The organism is Hyphomicrobium sp. CS1BSMeth3, assembly GCF_900117415.1.
Taxonomy (GTDB): Bacteria; Pseudomonadota; Alphaproteobacteria; order Rhizobiales; family Hyphomicrobiaceae.
The window spans coordinates 317,584-335,444 of sequence record NZ_FPEI01000003.1 but is presented as its reverse complement, the minus strand read 5'-3'; the positions used below and the strand labels follow the sequence as shown (position 1 = coordinate 335,444).

The following is a 17,861-nucleotide window of genomic DNA, read 5'->3' as shown; positions in this document are numbered from 1 at the left end:
ATGACGAAAGTTATCGTACGCGAGGTCGGTCTCAGGGACGGCCTGCAGCTCGTGAAGTCGTTCGTGCCGACCGAGACCAAGATCAAGTGGCTCAAGGCCGTCGCGGCCGCGGGCGTGCCCGAGGTCGAGGTGACGAACTTCGTCCCCGCCAAGGTCATCCCGCAGTTCGCCGATGCGGCCGAGGTTGCGAAGGCTTCCCTCGATGTTCCGGGTCCGCGCATGTGCGCGCTCGCGCCGAACCGCAAGGGTGCTGAGAACATGCTCGCGGCGGGCATCCGCAAGATCAACTTCGTGCTCTCGGTTTCCGAGGGCCACAATCTCGCGAACGTCCGCAAGACGCCCGACCAATCCTTCGCCGAGTTCGAGAGCGTGGTCGCGCTGCGCAAGGAAAAGCCCGAGTACAAGGAGGTCGTCATTCAAGGCTGCCTCGCGACATCCTTCGGCTGCACGATCGAGGGCAGCGTCGATCCGAAGCGCGTGGTGAGCTTCGCGGAACGCTATCTCGCGCTCGGCGCCGACGAGATCACGCTTGCCGATACGGTCGGCTACGCAGGCCCGGGCGCAGTGAAGAGCCTCTTCGATGAGGTCGTGAAGCTCGCCGCGGGCAAGCCCGTGTACTGCCACTTCCATGACACGCGCGGTCTCGGCCTCGCCAATGCCTATGCGGCGCTCGAAGCGGGCGTGACCGGCTTCGATGCCTCGACCGGCGGCCTCGGTGGCTGCCCGTTCGCGCCCGGCGCCTCCGGCAACATCGTCATGGAAGATCTCGTCTTCATGCTCGAGAAGCAGGGGATCAGGACGGGCGTCGATCTCGAGCTCTATCGCGAGGCGCGCCGCATTGCCGAGACGGCGCTTCCCGACGAGAGCTTCTACGGCACGATTTTCCGGGCCGGATTGCCGAAAGGCTTCAATCCGCCGACGCGGCGCATGGCTGCTGAATAACAGGGAAGCACGTATCGATGACGAGTTCCGACGAGCTGATGATGCCGATCGACCCGCAGTGGGCGGAGATCCGCGAGGGTGTCCGCGCCATCTGCGAGCAGTTCCCGAACGAATACTGGATGAAGCTCGATGCCGCGTCGGAGTACCCGACCGAGTTCGTCCAGGCCCTCACGGATGGCGGCTACCTCGGCTGCCTCATTCCAGAGGAGTACGGCGGCTCGGGTCTGCCGCTCTCGGCCGGCTGCGCGGTGCTCGAAACCATCCACGAGATGGGCTGCAATGCCGCCGCCTGCCACGCGCAGATGTACACCATGGGCACCGTGCTCAAGCACGGCTCGGAAGAGCAGAAGCGCAAGTACCTCCCCGAAATCGCCTCGGGCAAGCTGCGTCTCCAGGCCTTCGGCGTGACCGAGCCGACTACGGGCTCCGATACGACCCAGCTCAAGACGCGCGCCGAGAAGCGTGGCAACAAGTACGTCGTGAACGGCCAGAAGGTCTGGACGAGCCGCGTGCTCCACTCCGATCTCATGCTGCTGCTCGCGCGCACGACGCCCGTCGATCAGGTCAAGCGGCGCACGGACGGCCTTTCCGTCTTCCTCGTCGATCTGCGCGAGGCCAAGGGCCGCGGCGTCGAGATCAAGAAGATCGACGCCATGATCAATCACAACACCTGCGAGGTGTTCTTCGACAATCTCGAGGTGCCGCCGGATGCGCTCATCGGCGAGGAGGGCAAGGGCTTCCGCTACATCCTCTCCAGCATGAACGCCGAGCGCCTGCTGATCTCGTCGGAATGCCTGGGTGATGCGAAGTTCTTCATCCGCCGCGCGACGGAGTACGCCAACGAGCGCGTCGTGTTCGGCAATCCGATCGGGAAGAACCAGGGCGTGCAGTTCCCGATCGCGCGTGCCTATTCCGAGCTGATGGCAGCCGAGCTGGTCGTTCGCCGCGGTACGACGCTGTTCGAGGCCGGGCTCGAATGCGGCAAAGAAGCCAACATCGGCAAGATGCTCGCGGCAGACGCGGCGTGGAAGGCGGCTGAAGCCTGCCTGCAGACGTTCGGTGGTTTCGGCTATGCCCGCGAGTACGGCATCGAGCGCAAGTGGCGCGAGGCACGCCTCTATCAGACAGCGCCGATCTCCACGAACATGGTTCTCGCCTTCGTCGGCCAGAACGTCCTCGGCATGCCGCGCAGCTACTGACATCCAGGAAGCGGACAGCAACCCATGAAAATCGCGATCATCGGCGTCGGCGCCATGGGCTCGGTCTATGCCGCGCTGCTCGCTGACCAGGGCAAGCACGACGTCTGGGCCATCGACACGTGGAAAGAGCACGTCGATGCCATCCGCGAGAAAGGCCTGCGCGTCGAAGGCGCGTCGGGCGATCGCACGGTGCGCATGAACGCCACGACCAACCCTGCCGACGTGAAGGATGCCGATCTCGTCATCGTCGCGACGAAGTACGACGGCGTCGGCGCTGCGGCGAAGGCAGCACTGCAGATCGGCAAGCCCGATGCACCGATCCTCGCCATCCAGAATGGTCTCGGCAGTGCGGATATCGTCGCCGACGTGGTCGGCTCGAAGCGCATCATGCTCGGTGTGGTCGGCGGCTTCGGCGCTTCGATGAAAGGTCCCGGCCACGCGCATCACAATGGCATGGAGTTCCTGCGTTTGGGCGAGATGGACGGCGGCATGACGCCCCGCCTCGAGACCGTCGCGGAAGCCTGGCGCAAGGGCGGCTTCAAGGTCCTGACCTTCGACGACATCCACAAGATGGTCTGGGAGAAGCTCATCTGCAACTGCACGTACTCCGGGCCATGCGCACTGACTGGCCTTCGCGTCGGCGAGGTGCAGTCGAACCCAAGCGCCTTGAGTATTGCGGCGGCCTGCGCGCACGAGGCCTATCAGGTGGCGCGCGCCAAGGGCATCACGCTCGACTTCGATGATCCCGTGCGCTACGTGCGCGAGTTCGGCCAGAAGATTCCAGGTGCGCGGCCGTCGATGTTGCTCGATCATCTGGCTGGGCGGCGCGCCGAGGTCGACAACATCAATGGCGCGATCCCGCGCGAGGGCGCCAAGGTCGGCATCGCGACGCCGGTGAATTCGGTCGTCGTGGCGCTGCTCAAGGCCAAGGAATCCGGCTTCAAGTGACCGCTTCGGTGGCAGCGCATTGGGGGCAAGATGGCGGTCAGCCGGCAGATTTCATTCGAGGTCGTGGGCACGCCCGATGATCTGCTCATGCCCATGGTGCAGGCGCTCAGCGACATGCGCTGCTATCGTTTCAGCCGCGACGGCCTGATCGTTACAGCGCGCACGCCGATCAACTGGCGCAGCATCGGCGAAGTCATGACCGTGCGTCTGAGCGATGCCGCTGCCGGGCGGACGCTCGTCGAGGCGTCGAGCCACAGCGCACTCCGCACGGTCATCTTCGACTGGGGCAAGAACAACTACAATCTCAAGCGCTTCGAGACGGCTTTTCGAGCAAGAATGGCGCAGTAAACCAGGGCGGAATGACCATGGCCGAAGTAACCTGCAACGGACGCAGCTACCGCCTTCCCAAGCGGCCGACCGTCGTCATCTGCCTCGACGGCTCCGAGCCCGGTTACATCGAGGCGGCCATCGAAGCGGGCGTTGCGCCGACGTTTGCCCGCTTCATGCGCGAAGGCCTGCACACGCATGCCGAGAGCGTGATCCCGAGCTTCACCAACCCGAACAATCTTTCCATCATCACGGGACGCCCGCCGGCCGTGCACGGTATCTGCGGCAACTTCTTCTATGATCCGGCTGCCGGCGCCGAGGTCATGATGAACGATCCCGTTTTCCTGCGCGCGCCGACCGTCCTCGCCGCCTTCCACAATGCAGGCGCGAAGGTCGCCATGGTGACGGCCAAGGACAAGCTGCGCCTGCTGCTCTCGAACGGGCTCGACTACGCAACGGGCCGCGCCGTCGCCTTTTCCGCGGAGCGCGCCGATCAGGCAACGCGCGCAGCGAACGGCATCGACGGCGTGCTCGAGCTTGTCGGCAAGCCGGTGCCGGAGGTCTACTCGGCGGACCTCTCCGAGTTCGTGTTCGCCTCTGGCGTCAAGCTCGTCGAGCGCTTCCGCCCCGATGTCATGTATCTCTCGACGACGGACTACATCCAGCACAAGGTTGGCCCGGGCACGGCCATTGCGAACAGCTTCTACGGCATGATCGACGACTATCTCGCGACCCTCGATCGCCTCGGCTGCACAGTCCTCGCCACGGCCGACCACGGCATGAACGACAAGCATTTGCCGGACGGTTCGCCGGACGTCATCTATCTCCAGACGCTGTTCGATGAGTGGCTCGGCAAGGACGTTGCGCGCGTGATCCTGCCGATCACCGACCCTTACGTCGCTCACCACGGCGCGCTCGGTGGCTTCGCGACCGTGCATGTTCCGTCCGGCACGCCCGTGCCCGAGCTGCTCAGCCGGCTGTGGGACGTCGATGGTATCGAGATGGCATGCGCCAAGGACATTGCCTGCCAGCAGTTCGCGCTCCCGCCCGACCGCATCGGCGACATCGTGGTGCTTTCGGAGAAGCACAAGGTGCTCGGCACCTCACCTGAGCGGCATGATCTTTCGGGCCTCGACGAGCCACTGCGCTCGCATGGCGGGCTTTCCGAGCAGCGCGTGCCGATGATCGCCAATCGTCGCGCTTCGACACCCTTGCCTGTGCCGCTGCGCAATTTCGACGCCTTCGAAGTCGCGTTGAACCGGCTGGAGTAGGGCTCGGGGCCGCTGCGCGCGTGTTGCGTTCTTCAGAAGCGGCGGTCCAAGCCCATCTGCCAGAAATCGATCTCGAGGCGCGTTGCATCGCGGAACGTGGTGGCGAGCTCGTCGAAGCGCTTCGGTGTTACGGTGGCGAGATGCTCGTCGAGCCACGCTCTCTCACCTGCGGCTGCAGCCTGAAATTCGTCGCTCGCATACATCGCGATCCAGCCGGCATAGGCATTGCCGTCGTGGATGACGAAGGGCTGAGCATTGAGCCACGTCGCGATCTCGGCATAGCCGATCAGACAAGGCGCAAGCGCCACATGAAGATCGAGTAGGTCGCCGCGGTTTCCCGCATCGAGGACGTAGCGCGTGTAGGCCATGGTCGCGCGCGCCTCGGGCAGCACCATGAGATCGCCTTCGCTGATGCCCCAGCCTGCGCAGTACTGAATGTGCAGGCCCATTTCGACATCGACGATCGCCTTGAGGCTCGCGAGCGCGCGCCTCAGATCGGCGATGTCGCGGCTCTTGTAGACGGCAAGACCGTACGCACGCGCGAAGTGGACGAGAAATAGGTAATCCTGCTCGAGATAGTGGCGGAAGGCGTCTTTCGCGAGCGTGCCGGCGCCGAGTTGGCGGATGAATTCATGCTGGCAGTAGGCCTGCCAGTCATCACGGCAGCGCTCTTTCAAATCGTCGAATCTCGGCACGTGCACCTCCATGGATATCGGCAGGTTAGCACGCACGCGCACGCGAGCAATTGCGTGCAGAAGGTCGGTACTGCGTTTGTCCGTCCTCACGTTCGTGAAGGCAGTTTCTCCATGCGTCGCGAACGCGGAACTATCCAGCGCTCATGGCATTCGTCGTCGATACGAAGTCGCGAGTAGACGAGCAAAGGAGATCGTCATGAAGCATCAACTTTTGCGCACGGCGTCTGTGTGCGCTCTCATTGTCGCCATGGGCGGCGGCGCTTTCGCGCAGACCGGCGGGCCTGGCGGTGGTGGCGCGGCTGGCCCCTCGCAGACTGAGCAGAAGAGGCCGGACAGCGGCGGTGGTGGTGACATGGGCCGCCAGGGTGGATCCGGTGAGACCGTGCAGCCGAAAGGCGGCTCGGCGGGGCAACCGACCGAACGTCAGCCGGGTTCACAGGACCGCCAGCGTACGGGCCAGGAGCAGCGCAGCCAGGACAGGGATCGCGCGCGCACCGGTCAGGAGCAGCGTGGCCGGGATAGGGATCGTGCACGTACCGGCCAGGAGCAGCGCGGGCAGGACAAGGATCGCGCGCGCACCGGTCAGGAACAGCGTGGCCAGGACAAGGATCGCGCACGTACTGGTCAGGATCAGCGCGATCGCGGCGACCGGACACGCCAGGGTCAGGCCGATCGTGATCGGGGTGGCGTAACGCAGCTTTCCGAGCAGCAGCGCACGACCGTTCGCGAGCGCTTCACGCGCAGCGGCGTCGAGAGCAATCGCGTAACGAACGTCAACTTCGACATTCGAGTCGGCGCCAGTGTGCCGCGTAGCGTGGTGCTGCATCCGCTGCCCGCTGATATCGTCGAGATCGTGCCTGCGTACCGCGGCTACCGCTACGTCTACGTGCGTGATGAGATCGTCATCGTAAACCCGGCGACTTTCGCTGTCGTTGCTGTCGTCTCCGGCAGCGGCAATCAGACCGCGGGCATGCGGGATCGTCGCCTGACGTTGGCCCAGGCGGACCGCGTCTTCGTACGCGATCATATTGATCGCGGCGCGGCCATCCGGCTCGGTATCGGCGACATCCGCATTGGTATGGCCGTGCCGCAAGGTGTCGAGCTTCTGCCTCTGCCGAGCGTCGTCGTCGAGCGCGTTCCCGATCTCAGGGAGTACCGCTACTTCGTCTATGACGACGACATCGCAATCGTCGACCCTGCAAGCGACGAGATCGCGCTGATCGTCGAGAAATAACCATTCGACGTTGACGTAGACACAGCGAAAGCAAAGCCAGCGGCGCTTCGGGCGCCGCTGGCACATTTGTCGACTACGCCTCGGCGATCGAGATCACTTGTAAGGAATGTGCTGGGGCTCGTCCCCGAGCGAGAAGGTAAGCCGCGCCATGACGGTGTGAATGCCGTCCGGGTCGAGGCGTGCCGTCGGCGGGCAATATTCCTTCGGCGGGACGACCGCCGTCAGTGTCGGCGCAGTGGGAGTGGAGCCGCCGAAGTTGAAGGTCTTTGCGCCGAGGTCGATGTAGTTGTACTCGAGGCCGATGCTCACGTTGTGGGTCAGCTTGCGCTCGAAACCGACGCCGGCCGTCCAGCCGTGCAGCCGCGACCCGCTGGAGTAGCTCCCTCCGATCGTGTCGACCCTGAGGTCGAAATCGGCCGAGGCATAGCCGCCCTTCACATAGAAGAGCCGATCCTGCCAAGCGTAGCCGAGACGGCCCGTGAGCAGGAGGATGTCATTGACGCTGGCCTTGATGTTCGCCAGGCCGATCACGCCGGTGTCGACAGTCGTGCTGCCTTCCATGGTGCCGCCTGTGAACGAGGCTTCGACGCCGATCACCCAGCGGTCGAACTGCCTCTGGAGGCCGACATGGCCACCGGCGAGCCAGCCGTCGACCTTGAGGTCGGAGCCGAGGCCGGTGTCCTGGCGCGTCCACCCGTAGCCGCCGTGGAGGCCGAGATAGAGGCCCGACCAGTCGACAGCAACACCCGGGGACGTCTCGCTCAGGTTGCTTCCGGCGCTGGCAGGGGCCGAAACGGCGACGCCGCCAAGCACGGCGAGCGCAAGGGCAACAGAACGCAAACAACTACGCACGATACTCACTCCCCCCACAATTTATTCACAGATTGTTAACAGCTTGCGGGAATGCCGTAGCAGGCGAAGTGTGCGCTTCTGCAACTTTCAAAGCGGCGCGTTGCTGGACGGCAACGGGAAGGCACCGCCCAACGCGGGTGCGCCTGGACGGCCGTCGGTATGGCTGTTTGGGGAGGAGGCCGGCCGAGCTGCTCGCCGCCGCAATTTTTGGCGACACAGCATCCGGCGCCGAAATTTCACTAATTAATGCAATGCTTTACGGGCTCGCACTTGCAGGCGGACGACATGTGGGATCACGGAGGCTTACGCCGCTGTCGTCCGCTCGGCCGGGCTATTCGCGAGCTGCAGCTCGCCATGAGCCGCCTTCCGTATGGTGCTTGCAGGTCTACTGCATGAACCAGCCGTGGCTGACGACGACCGACTGGCCGGTCATCACGTTCGTGCGGGCTGCAGCGAAGAACAGCACGGCATCGGCCACGTCGTCGGTGGTCGTGAACTCTCCATCGACCGTGTCTTTCAGCATGACCTCCTTGATGACCTGCGCTTCCGAGATGCCGAGCTCTTTTGCCTGCTCGGGAATCTGCTTGTCGACGAGGGGCGTGCGGACGAAGCCCGGACAGACGACATTGGCCGTGACGTTGTGCTCGGCACCTTCTTTGGCGAGGACCTTGGCCAGGCCGATCAGCCCATGTTTGGCGGTGACATAGGGGGCCTTGAGCTTGGAAGCCTCCTTCGAGTGCACGGAGCCCATGTAGACGACCCGGCCGTAATTCGCGGCGTACATGTGCTTGAGGCACGCGCGCGTCGTGAGAAATGCGCCATCCAGGTGGATGGACAGGAGCTTCTTCCAGTCAGCGAAGGGAAAATCGACCAGCGGTTTGACGATCTGAATGCCGGCATTGCTCACGAGGATGTCGATCTTGCCGTACTTGGCAATGATGTCGCTCACGCCCTTCTCGACCTGAGCCTCGTTGGTGACGTCCATGGCGACGGCAAAGGCGTCTCCGCTCTTGGCCTTGATCTCCTCGGCTGTTGCCTTGGCAGAAGCCAGATTGAGGTCGGCGATAACAGGCGTGGCGCCTTCAGCGGCAAAGCGTTCCGCGATTTCCTTGCCGATGCCGCTGGCGGCGCCGGTGACGACTGCAATTCTTCCATCGAAGCGAGACATGGCGATGATCCTCGTTTGAAAGCGAGCGGGAAATCGGATCGGATCCTGGTCGCATCAAGCGAGGCAATCCTGGAGGACCTCGCCGAAGCCCAAGGTCAGGTCGGTGAGCTGTGCATTTCTGCCAGCACCTCACATAGCGCGCGGCACGTGAAAGAGTTGCAGTGCTGCGGCGTGCTCGGCACTCCAATTGTGCCGCACAGTCTTCATATGGGGATGCGCCGGCGTCGATCAGGCGCGGCGTGCGGTCGCTCTCGCGCAGAATTGCTCGATGTTCATCGCCAGCCTGGCCGTTCAACGCGGCCGGGTGCGATGCCGAGATCAGGAAAGACTAGGAGAGGAACTCTACGGAGCCTGCGTCGAGATCATAGCGGGCGGCGACGATCTTCAGCTTCCCGGCTTTGACGAGGCCGGCGAGCATCGGGCTTGCGGCTTCGAGCCGGCCTGCCGTCCGAATGGCGCTTTGCCGGATCGCGTTCTCGATGAAATCACCGGGCTTATCCCGAACCGCGATGGCTGCCGGGATGATGGGCTCGATCATGGGACCGATCGAACCGGGGAATGTCGCGTTCTCAGTCACGACCTTGCACGCGGCTGCGACTGCGCCGCACCGCCCGTGACCCAGCACCACGATGATGGGCGAGCCGAGCACGGCGGCGCCGTATTCGACCGTTCCCAGTGTCGCCGTATCGACGAGATTGCCGGCATTGCGCGCGACGAAGAGCTCGCCCACGCCCAGTCCGCCGAAGATCAGCTCGGGCGGCACGCGGCTGTCGGCGCAACTGATGACCGTTGCCCATGGCTCTTGATGCGCTGAGACCTCCCCGCGGCGCTGCGCGAGGTTCATCGTGCAGACCTGCGGATCGGATACGTACTTCTGGTTTCCTGCTTTCAGGGCTGCGAGCGCCTGATCGGGCGAGAGTGCGGAGGCGGAGGGAGTGGCCGCCTGCACCGGCTTGATGCCGACAACCGCGCTTGCCGATATGGCCGTGGCGGATGCAGCCAAGGCGATGATGTCCCGCCGGCTCAGTTTCGTGCCGTCGCAGCAATTGCACCCTCGTGCCATCGCGATGCCCCGCAAGCCATGTGTGGATCGCTGCGATGACGAACGCTTCGCAGCCTTATTGGCCGAGCCTCCCGATCAACCGAGCAGGTAGTCGAGGAGCTCTGCCGGGCCGCACGATGGCTCCCACGGCTTAAGATCCGATTGAAACATCCGAGCAAAATTTGCCGAGCCGGCAGGATGAAACTGCGAACATCATGCGATTGAAATGGCGATGTAATGTTATTGCGCTTCGCCGAACCGCATGGGCGGAACGATGGCCTCACCGCGATGGAGGGCAATTCCGAGCTGGAGCGAGGCCCCAATGCGATTGGCGCGATCGACAAAAACTTGCGCCGCATCGGACGGGCATCTGCTGACGGCCGTCGCCTGGAATAGCGCGAGCCAGCGCTCGAAATGCGCGGGCGCGATGTCGGGCAGCTCGGCGTGCGCCTTCATGGGCGTGCCTTTGTAGCGGCCGGTCATCAACGTCACCGACGACCAGAATGCGCACAGCTTCTCGAGGTGAGCCGGCCAGTCATCGATACGCGCATTGAAGATCGGACCGATCAGCGGATCGCGGCGGACGCGCGCATAGAATGTGTGCACCAGATCGTGAATCATCTCCTCGGTGATACCGACCTCGGCGCCCGGAGCTCTGGGATGCGGATCACGGGGCATGGGCGCCTATCCTGAATTCATGTGAAAGAGTCATTGCGATCGCACCGTCACTGGCGTCCAGCGCGCGCTGGCGATGGCTGCGGCGAGGATCAATAGAAGCTTCAGCGCCTCCAGGCCGATATAGACTTCGTGCAGGATGTTCGGCGCAACACTGCGCCCGGCTATGATGTCCAGAACGCGCGCATCGAGAATGGGGCGCACAACAACAGTCTCGAGCGCCAATACGGCCGCGACCGCGACAAGGGCAATCATCACCCAGCCCCAGCCCGCGGCCACCCGAGGACGACAGGCCCAGACCAACAGAGCGGCAACCAGCACGAAACCCCATTCGATCAGCGTCAGGACATGAAAGGTCCAGCGTCCGACATCAAGCGCCTGCGGTAGCTGAAGACTCGGCGCCAGAAACTTCGCCGGCGTTGCCACGAACGAGACGCCAAAGAGCAGTCCCGACCAGAAGAACAGGAGCGGCGCCACGAGGGATGTCATGTCACGTCTTCGGTCTGACCGGGATTGGGCGAGAACTCCGCAGCCTTGCCCTCGCGGCCGTTCTCTGCGTCGGCATTGGGCATAGGGGCCCTCTTGGACAGGATGTTCGGCCACTTCTCTGCGTATTTGCGATTGATGTCGAGCCAATGGTCGGAGATCGTCGGATCCGTATCCGGGAAGATCGCCTCGGCGGGGCATTCCGGCACACACACGCCGCAGTCGATGCACTCGTCCGGATGAATGACGAGCATGTTCTCGCCCTCGTAGAAGCAATCGACCGGGCAGACCTCGACGCAGTCCGTATATTTGCACTTGATGCAGTTCTCAGTGACGACAAAGGTCATGGCTGTGCCTCACGGGCGAACCATGGTCCAGATCACGGCGAAGCCTACGAATGCCAAGGCCACTGCCACGGGCACGATGACCATATGCGTCACGGCCGATGTGCGATCCATGAAACCTGTATAGGTGTCGACCTCATCGCTCAGGCGATGCTTTTTCGCCGGCTGCCAGCGCACATCGTGCCGCGCCCGCACGCGCATCATCAGCAGAGGTACGGTGAAGAACATCACGGCGAACCCGATGCTGATTGCGACGGCGATCAGTGCTTCGCCGCTGCTCATGAACGTCAGTACGGCCGTGAAAAAGGCAATGCCGTAGCAGACCATCATGATGGGCCCGGCCGTCCTCAGGAGCCCGTCATCCTCCTCGACCTCGGTTCGGGGCTGGATCTCTTGAGCATTCGAGGGGGCAGGCTTGGAAGGTGCAACGCGCACTTCGCTGCGGGGGCGTTCTAGTGTCTCGAGCATGGCGTCCCTCATAAGATACATTCATGATGCATCTTATGGGATAGTTGCTCAGGCCAATAAGATGTGTCAAGGATGAATCTAATCCATACTGACGCAGGGGCCCATGCAGCTCACCAAGTTCTCAGATTTCGCGCTACGCGTGCTCATGTACGTGCACGCTGCGGGCGACCGGCGCGTCACCATCGAGGAAATGGCCGCGTCCTATCAGATCTCTCGCGCTCACCTGATGAAAGTGGTCAACACGCTGACCCGCACCGGCTATCTCACGGCTGTGCGTGGCCGTTCTGGCGGGCTCAAGCTCGCGCGTCCGGCTGACGAGATCCGGTTGGGCGCCGTTATCCGCGATACGGAGCCGGATTTCGCGCTCGTCGAGTGCTTTGCAACAGGGAGCCAGTGCGTCATTACGGGCTGCTGCCGCCTGCCGCGCGTGTTGAACAAGGCGCTTTCAGCCTTCCTCGATACGCTCGATGAGCACACTCTGGAAAGCATTGCGCTCAAGCCCCGTGATTTCCGCAGGGTTCTGGACCCGGAATCACACGTGCTCTCTTGATGACGCCAGCCTCTGAGCTTGGCGCTCAGGAGCTCCTCTCCGCTTCGCCCCCCGCAGCGATGTCGCGCAGGGCGTCCAGCGCGAGCGAGATCAGCTCGTCGTCGGCATGTGCCGAGCACATGGCATAGACAGGATAGGCAAGGCTCGGCGCGCCGGCCACGAGGTGCAGCTTTCCATCAGCAATGAGCGGCTCTACGACACGCTTGCGGAAGTATCCCGATCCGCCGGCTTCGAGGATGTAGGTCAGCGCAAGTGGCCCAAGCCCGACGAATATCCCGGGGTTTGCTCCGTCGGGAAAGCTCAGCTCGTGGTGATGCGCGAAATCGGGCCCCCAATCGACATAGACGTAGCTTCCCGGCTCGACAGCCTTTCCGTCGGCATCGGTCGTAACCAGCACCAGCTTCTCCTCGAGGAGCTGCTCGACGCGCGTGCCCGGCCGATACTGCGGGGCATAGAGGACCGCAACGTCGAGTGCGCCGGCGGCGACCTGATCGATGAGACTCTCCGGTAGGCCGACCTGCACACGCAGCGCCACATCCGGCGCGGTGCGGCGCATCCAATGCAGCCAGTCCACGAGCCAGGGATGCCAAAGGCTCAGCTCGCCGCCGATGGTCAGAACCGCGCGTCGTCCCTTCGGCACGGCGACCTGGTGACGTGCCCTCTCCCAGAGCTGCACGAACATCGGCGCGTAGCGCAGGAGCTGCTCGCCGGCCGGCGTCAGCGACGCGCCGTTCTTGTTGCGGACGAACAAGGGGCGGCCAAGCCGCTCTTCCAGGGCGCGCACGCGTGCGCTGACCGCTGTCTGGCTGATGTTGAGCCGCTCCGCTGCCCGCACGAAGCTGCGGGTCTTGACGATCTCGATGAAGGTCCGTGCCAGCTCGATGTCCATGGGGCACCTGCCTAATTCCAAGTAGCATTTTTATTGCATTTATGGACCCATTAAATTCGTTTGTCTGCTCTTTCTTGCTGGGCAAAATGGTGAGCGGCTGACCAAAGCCTTGCCCCGCAGTGCGCGTGCCGATGTCCCCCTTGGTGATGAGGCGCCGACTCTGCGTGCGGTGGGAGAGTGACATGACGGCTGCCGCAACACCCCACGCCGATAGACCTTCCTTCTGGGTGCGCTGGTTCTGTTCGACCAACCACAAGGATATCGGCACGCTCTATCTCGTCTTCGCGAGCCTTGCGGGCGTCGTCGGCACAGCGCTCTCGGTCTTGATCCGGATGGAATTGCAGGCGCCCGGGCTCCAATTCTTCGCCGACCCCATGCTGTTCAACATGATGGTCAGCGCGCACGGGCTGGTGATGATCTTCTTCGTGGTCATGCCTGCGCTCATCGGCGGCTTCGGCAATTGGCTGGTGCCGCTCATGATCGGCGCGCCGGACATGGCCTTCCCGCGCCTGAACAACATCTCGTTCTGGCTGCTGGTCATAGCCTTCGTCCTGTTCTGCATGTCCGGCTTCGTCGAGGGAGCTCCCGGTGCCGCGGGGCACGGCGGTGGTTGGACGCTCTATCCGCCGCTGTCGACATCAGGGCAGCCGGGGCCGGCGGTCGATTTCGTAATCCTCTCGATCCATCTCGCCGGCGCCTCATCGATCCTCGGCGCCATCAACTTCATCACGACCATATTCAATATGCGCGCGCCCGGCATGAGCATGCACAGGATGCCGCTCTTCGCCTGGAGCATGCTGGTCACCGCTTTCATGCTGCTGATATCGCTGCCCGTGCTGGCAGGTGCGATCACGATGCTCCTGACCGACCGGAACTTCGGGACGACGTTCTTCGCCGCTGCCGGTGGTGGTGATCCCATCCTGTACCAGCACCTGTTCTGGTTCTTCGGCCATCCCGAGGTCTACATCATGATCCTGCCGGCCTTCGGGATCATCAGCCACGTCGTCTCCTCGTTCGCCCGCAAGCCGATCTTCGGCTATCTCGGCATGGCCTACGCCATGGTCGCCATCGGCTTGATCGGGTTCATTGTCTGGGCCCATCACATGTACACGGTGGGCATGTCGTTCAACGCCTCCCGGTACTTCGCGCTCGCATCGATGGTGATCGCGGTCCCGACCGGCATAAAGGTCTTCTCCTGGATCGCCACCATGTGGGGTGGCTCGATCCGCTTCCGCGTTCCCATGCTGTGGGCGCTCGGCTTCGTCATTCTCTTCACGATCGGCGGCGTGACAGGCGTGGTGCTCGCCAATGTCGGGATCGATACCGTGCTTCACGACACGTACTACGTCGTGGCGCATTTCCACTACGTGCTGTCGCTCGGTGCCGTGTTCGGCATCTTCGCGGGCTTCTACTACTGGTTCCCCAAGATGACCGGCTATCTCTATTCCGAGTGGCTGGGGCGGCTGCATTTCGCGCTCATGTTCGTCGGCGTGAACATGGTGTTCTTCCCGCAGCACTTCCTCGGTCTCGCCGGCATGCCGCGCCGCTACGCCGACTATCCGGATGCGTTCGCACCGTGGAACTACATCTCCTCGATCGGCTCCTACATATCCGCAGCCGGCTTCCTGATCTTCTTTGTTACCGTCGCCGAAGCCTTCTGGCGCAAACGCGCGGCCGGTAACAATCCCTGGGGAGCGGGAGCAACGACACTCGAGTGGACCTTGTCGTCGCCGCCTCCCTTCCACTCGTTCGAGACCCTGCCCCGGTTCGATGGAAAGCCAGCGGCGTGAGCGCGGCAGGGCACAGGATGGAGACAGATCGCAATGCCTGAAGAGAGTGGTGGATCCGTCATCGGATGGCTGATGTACGCATTTGTCGTCTACTGGATTGCAGCGAGCTGGCGCGCACACCTGAGCCGGCTCGAAGTAACCGAGGACGTGCTCAAACGACGCGCGGGGGTGACTGACACCCAATCCAGTGCGTCTCCCGAGGGCCGATCGGTCGCACACGATCACGACGCCCTGCTGTCGGAGATCGTTTGCCGCGAGTCCGTCGCGAGCATCGACGAATTCCTGGCCAACACTCTCAAGCGCTACGAAACGATCATTGCGGCGCTCAACGCTGGCGACCGCGAGGTTCTTCTCGGTCTCGTCTCATCCGAAGTGTACCGGACATTCGAGCAGGTGATTGCCGACCGCGAAGCCGCCGGACTACGGGTCGAAACCCTGTTCGCGCGCATAGAGACACCCGAAATCATCGATGGCACGGTCGACGCGACACACATGGAGGTTTCGGTCCGATTCATCGGCGAAGCCTTCAATGTCTGTCGCAATGCTGCAGGAGAACTGACCGAAGAGAGGCCCGTGGCGCGCCGCAGCGTGGACATCTGGACGTTTGCCCGGAAGTTGACGCCGCGAGGCAGCAAATGGTGCCTGGTGGCAACCCGCTCCGGCATCTAGTTGCCGTCGCGGGGCCGATGGCCTCATCTGCGAGCCCGCCAAGTCTACCGGGCGCGCTCTGCTAGCTGGCGCCGCAGACGCCGCATTTCCTCGAAGCGCCTCGTGACGTCGCGCAGGACTGCGGCCATGCCGACGATCTTCTGGTCGGCGTCCCGCAACAGAATGATCGTGAACTCGACGGAGATCTGCCGTCCATCCTTGGTCATGGCCGGCACGGCCAGGACATCACCGGCACCATAGCGGGTCTCGCCGCTCTGCATGACATGCAGCCAGCCATCCCAATGGCGCTTTCGCAGGCGCTCCGGGATGATCAGATCGAGCGAGGCGCCGATCGCTTCCTTCTTGCTGAAGCCGAACAGACGTTCGGCGCCCGGATTCCAGAAATTGACCGTGCCCTCCCGGTCCGTCGCGAGAATGGCATCGGCGGCGCTGGCAAGGATGGCTTCCCCGATCCGAGCTGTGAGTTCGTCGGTCTGCATTGCGTGCGCTTCCAGCCTGCAACTCGAAGAGAACCATGCGCTTGGGCACGGCCCGTGCCCCTATTGTTTGGAGCGACAATGGAACGCGGGCAAATGAATGTTCCTGTACGGTATGTGCAGAATATCTGCGCTCTTGAACGCGAGCGGCCAGGGCCGTGCTCCCGCGATCCAGACTCGGGTATTCGCTACCGCGGTACGCCGACCATGATCGGCTTGCTCTTGTCCTTGATCCGGACGACCAGAGTTCTGGACGATCCATCATGCGCGTTCTGCGCGCGATGCGGCACATCGGGGCGCACGTAGAGCATCTCGCCGGCCTTCACCGTGCGCGAACCAACGCCATCGATTTCAAACGTCACCGCACCCTGGATAACGTAGACGAACTCATGGCCTTCAGGGTGAGCGTGCCAGGGAAGCTGCTGGTTCGGCCGCCAGTCAGCCATGAAGAACAGGGCTTCCTGCCCGGGAATGTTCACGAGGTCGGTCGCCAGAATCTGGCTCGGCGCCGTCGATGGTGTCTGAGCCTGGATCCACGTCGTTCCCGCGGCCGCGAGAATGGCGCCACATCCAGCCAGCACAACTGCTTTCGATAGTCTCATATTTCCCATTCCTTCTATCTTCTGCGGTTGGCCAATTCGCGACGCGGTAGTGAGAAGGCGATCGGGCTTCGATCTCCCGGCCTGCGATCACGCGCATAGGTTCGCGCGGTCGAGGCCGATTGCCGATGCGGGCTCTCAGAGAGATGAGTTCCAGGTGGCAGGCACAAACCGGTACGCGCTTCCCTGGCGCTCGATTTGACCGAGCGAGGGGAACGGCAGGTGATAGCCCTGCACGAGCAGCTTCTCGCTTGCCGCCATGTCGTAGATGCGCCTGCGACTGCTCTCGGCGGCGGCGCCGTCCATATCGAAGAAGACGTGCCAGCCGGGGTTGGCGACGAACAGCGTCGCCGAGAAGGCTGTCAGATCGGCCTGCAGAAGAACCTTGGCATTGCCCGAGGTGACAAGATGCGCCGTGTGGCCCGGCGTGTGTCCGTAGGCCGGCACTGACAGAATGCCCGGCTGCACTTCCTTGTCGGCATCGTACAGGGTCACCCTGTTCTTCAGGGAAGCGAAGACCTGCTTGTTGTTCCTGAAATTGATCTCGGGAATGCTGCCCGCCGTCATCCTCGTCAGGTTGCCGTCGTCGGACCAGAAGCGCCAGTCGGCGGCAGGAACAAAAATTTCCGCATTTGGAAAAGCCGGATGACCATCCTTGGTGAGCAGGCCGCCGACGTGGTCGCGATGCAGGTGTGAGAGGACGACAGCGTCGACCGCCGCAGCATCGATGCCGGCCGCCCGGAGGTTGGTGTGGAACTGGCCGCCCGCCCCTTTGCTCTGTTCGAAGGCTGCCGGCCCAAGTCCTGTATCGATGACGACCAGCCTCGTGCCTGTATTGATGACCACCGGCGTCAGCGGCGCGAATATTCTGTCCCTTTCGAGGTGCATTGCCCCGAGCGCCGCATTGACCTGGTCGCGGCTCGCATTGACCACGTAGCTGTCCGCGAGCGGCTGCCTGATCGCGCCATCCGTGACAGCGGTGACCTCGAAATCCCCATGCCGATAGCGATAGAACCCCGGCGCCTGCTTTCCAATTTGCGGTGCCGCTGCGCGTGCTGGTGTGAGGTGACAGACTGGCGCAAGGGCCGCGGCGGACAGGCTGCCTGCAATCATCTGACGACGAGAAAATTGCGCCATGGAAGCCTCCAGGAGCGTCTCAAATCATGCCCGGGAGGATAGGTCGCGCCCCATCGACAGGGCTTGGGCCCAGGGCCTGAAAAGTGCTGAGGCCGTGCGC

At 63.2% G+C, this 17,861-nt stretch carries 21 protein-coding genes; 9 read left to right on the top strand and 12 right to left on the bottom strand.

The window, feature by feature from the left end:
- The 5 genes from CS1BSM3_RS03200 to phnA are packed head-to-tail and all read left to right on the top strand — an operon-like array spanning nt 1 to nt 4,687.
- Entirely contained in the window at nt 1–942 is a 942-nt protein-coding gene (locus CS1BSM3_RS03200; protein WP_072385516.1) for a hydroxymethylglutaryl-CoA lyase, read from the top strand.
- Between the two features lie 17 nt (nt 943–959).
- Nucleotides 960–2,141, top strand: coding sequence for an acyl-CoA dehydrogenase family protein (locus CS1BSM3_RS03195; protein WP_072385515.1), 1,182 nt, complete (start codon nt 960–962; stop codon nt 2,139–2,141).
- A gap of 24 nt (nt 2,142–2,165) precedes the next feature.
- Nucleotides 2,166–3,089 (top strand): ketopantoate reductase family protein, encoded by a 924-nt coding sequence (locus CS1BSM3_RS03190; protein WP_072385514.1) that lies wholly within the window; start codon nt 2,166–2,168, stop codon nt 3,087–3,089.
- A 30-nt stretch (nt 3,090–3,119) separates the two neighbouring features.
- Nucleotides 3,120–3,437, top strand: a complete 318-nt coding sequence (locus tag CS1BSM3_RS03185) for a hypothetical protein (protein ID WP_072385513.1) — start codon at nt 3,120–3,122, stop codon at nt 3,435–3,437.
- Between the two features lie 17 nt (nt 3,438–3,454).
- The gene (gene phnA, locus CS1BSM3_RS03180; RefSeq protein ID WP_244540410.1) at nt 3,455–4,687 is read left to right on the top strand and encodes a phosphonoacetate hydrolase; all 1,233 of its coding nucleotides are present in this window, start codon (nt 3,455–3,457) and stop codon (nt 4,685–4,687) included.
- 32 nt (nt 4,688–4,719) lie between these two features.
- On the opposite strand, the gene tenA is transcribed toward phnA, so the two are convergent.
- On the bottom strand, nt 4,720–5,382 hold the full coding sequence (gene tenA, locus CS1BSM3_RS03175) for a thiaminase II (protein WP_244540409.1): 663 nt from the start codon (nt 5,380–5,382) through the stop codon (nt 4,720–4,722).
- Nucleotides 5,383–5,578: 196 nt separating this feature from the next.
- Between tenA and CS1BSM3_RS03170 the strand changes: the two genes are divergently transcribed.
- Complete coding sequence (locus CS1BSM3_RS03170) at nt 5,579–6,616, top strand: DUF1236 domain-containing protein (protein ID WP_072385510.1); 1,038 nt, start codon at nt 5,579–5,581, stop codon at nt 6,614–6,616.
- Nucleotides 6,617–6,709: 93 nt separating this feature from the next.
- On the opposite strand, the gene CS1BSM3_RS03165 is transcribed toward CS1BSM3_RS03170, so the two are convergent.
- The 7 genes from CS1BSM3_RS03165 to CS1BSM3_RS03135 form a co-directional block, all read right to left on the bottom strand.
- Nucleotides 6,710–7,468 carry an outer membrane protein gene (locus tag CS1BSM3_RS03165; RefSeq protein ID WP_174263615.1) on the bottom strand — a complete coding sequence of 253 codons (759 nt, stop codon included), beginning with the start codon at nt 7,466–7,468 and terminating at the stop codon, nt 6,710–6,712.
- Nucleotides 7,469–7,853: 385 nt separating this feature from the next.
- Nucleotides 7,854–8,636, bottom strand: a complete 783-nt coding sequence (locus CS1BSM3_RS03160) for a 3-hydroxybutyrate dehydrogenase (RefSeq protein ID WP_072385508.1) — start codon at nt 8,634–8,636, stop codon at nt 7,854–7,856.
- A gap of 328 nt (nt 8,637–8,964) precedes the next feature.
- Nucleotides 8,965–9,639: a carbonic anhydrase gene (locus CS1BSM3_RS03155; protein ID WP_244540408.1), complete on the bottom strand. Its 675-nt coding sequence runs from the start codon at nt 9,637–9,639 to the stop codon at nt 8,965–8,967.
- Nucleotides 9,640–9,918: 279 nt separating this feature from the next.
- On the bottom strand, nt 9,919–10,356 hold the full coding sequence (locus CS1BSM3_RS03150) for a group III truncated hemoglobin (protein ID WP_072385506.1): 438 nt from the start codon (nt 10,354–10,356) through the stop codon (nt 9,919–9,921).
- A gap of 30 nt (nt 10,357–10,386) precedes the next feature.
- Entirely contained in the window at nt 10,387–10,842 is a 456-nt protein-coding gene (locus tag CS1BSM3_RS03145; protein WP_083528195.1) for a hypothetical protein, read from the bottom strand.
- Nucleotides 10,839–11,186 (bottom strand): ferredoxin FdxA, encoded by a 348-nt coding sequence (fdxA, locus tag CS1BSM3_RS03140; protein ID WP_072385505.1) that lies wholly within the window; start codon nt 11,184–11,186, stop codon nt 10,839–10,841. Before fdxA ends, CS1BSM3_RS03145 begins: the two co-directional genes overlap by 4 nt.
- Before the next feature lie 9 nt (nt 11,187–11,195).
- Entirely contained in the window at nt 11,196–11,651 is a 456-nt protein-coding gene (locus CS1BSM3_RS03135) for a hypothetical protein (protein ID WP_072385504.1), read from the bottom strand.
- 103 nt (nt 11,652–11,754) lie between these two features.
- On the opposite strand from CS1BSM3_RS03135, the gene CS1BSM3_RS03130 reads away from it, so the two are divergent.
- The gene (locus CS1BSM3_RS03130) at nt 11,755–12,201 is read left to right on the top strand and encodes an Rrf2 family transcriptional regulator (protein WP_072385503.1); all 447 of its coding nucleotides are present in this window, start codon (nt 11,755–11,757) and stop codon (nt 12,199–12,201) included.
- A 25-nt stretch (nt 12,202–12,226) separates the two neighbouring features.
- Here the strand turns inward: CS1BSM3_RS03130 and CS1BSM3_RS03125 are convergent, their stop codons facing one another.
- A complete protein-coding gene (locus CS1BSM3_RS03125) occupies nt 12,227–13,090 on the bottom strand; it encodes a LysR family transcriptional regulator (protein WP_072385502.1) in 864 nt (287 codons plus the stop codon).
- A gap of 182 nt (nt 13,091–13,272) precedes the next feature.
- On the opposite strand from CS1BSM3_RS03125, the gene ctaD reads away from it, so the two are divergent.
- Together ctaD and CS1BSM3_RS03115 are read left to right on the top strand one after the other, a co-directional pair.
- A complete protein-coding gene (gene ctaD, locus CS1BSM3_RS03120; protein WP_072385501.1) occupies nt 13,273–14,880 on the top strand; it encodes a cytochrome c oxidase subunit I in 1,608 nt (535 codons plus the stop codon).
- A gap of 72 nt (nt 14,881–14,952) precedes the next feature.
- The gene (locus CS1BSM3_RS03115; protein ID WP_174263614.1) at nt 14,953–15,549 is read left to right on the top strand and encodes a Tim44/TimA family putative adaptor protein; all 597 of its coding nucleotides are present in this window, start codon (nt 14,953–14,955) and stop codon (nt 15,547–15,549) included.
- A 44-nt stretch (nt 15,550–15,593) separates the two neighbouring features.
- On the opposite strand, the gene CS1BSM3_RS03110 is transcribed toward CS1BSM3_RS03115, so the two are convergent.
- From CS1BSM3_RS03110 to CS1BSM3_RS03100, 3 genes are all read right to left on the bottom strand, one after another.
- Complete coding sequence (locus tag CS1BSM3_RS03110; protein WP_072385499.1) at nt 15,594–16,028, bottom strand: PAS domain S-box protein; 435 nt, start codon at nt 16,026–16,028, stop codon at nt 15,594–15,596.
- 185 nt (nt 16,029–16,213) lie between these two features.
- Complete coding sequence (locus tag CS1BSM3_RS03105; protein ID WP_174263613.1) at nt 16,214–16,627, bottom strand: cupin domain-containing protein; 414 nt, start codon at nt 16,625–16,627, stop codon at nt 16,214–16,216.
- A 135-nt stretch (nt 16,628–16,762) separates the two neighbouring features.
- Nucleotides 16,763–17,761, bottom strand: a complete 999-nt coding sequence (locus CS1BSM3_RS03100; RefSeq protein ID WP_072385497.1) for an MBL fold metallo-hydrolase — start codon at nt 17,759–17,761, stop codon at nt 16,763–16,765.
- Between the last annotated feature and the right edge of the window lie 100 nt (nt 17,762–17,861).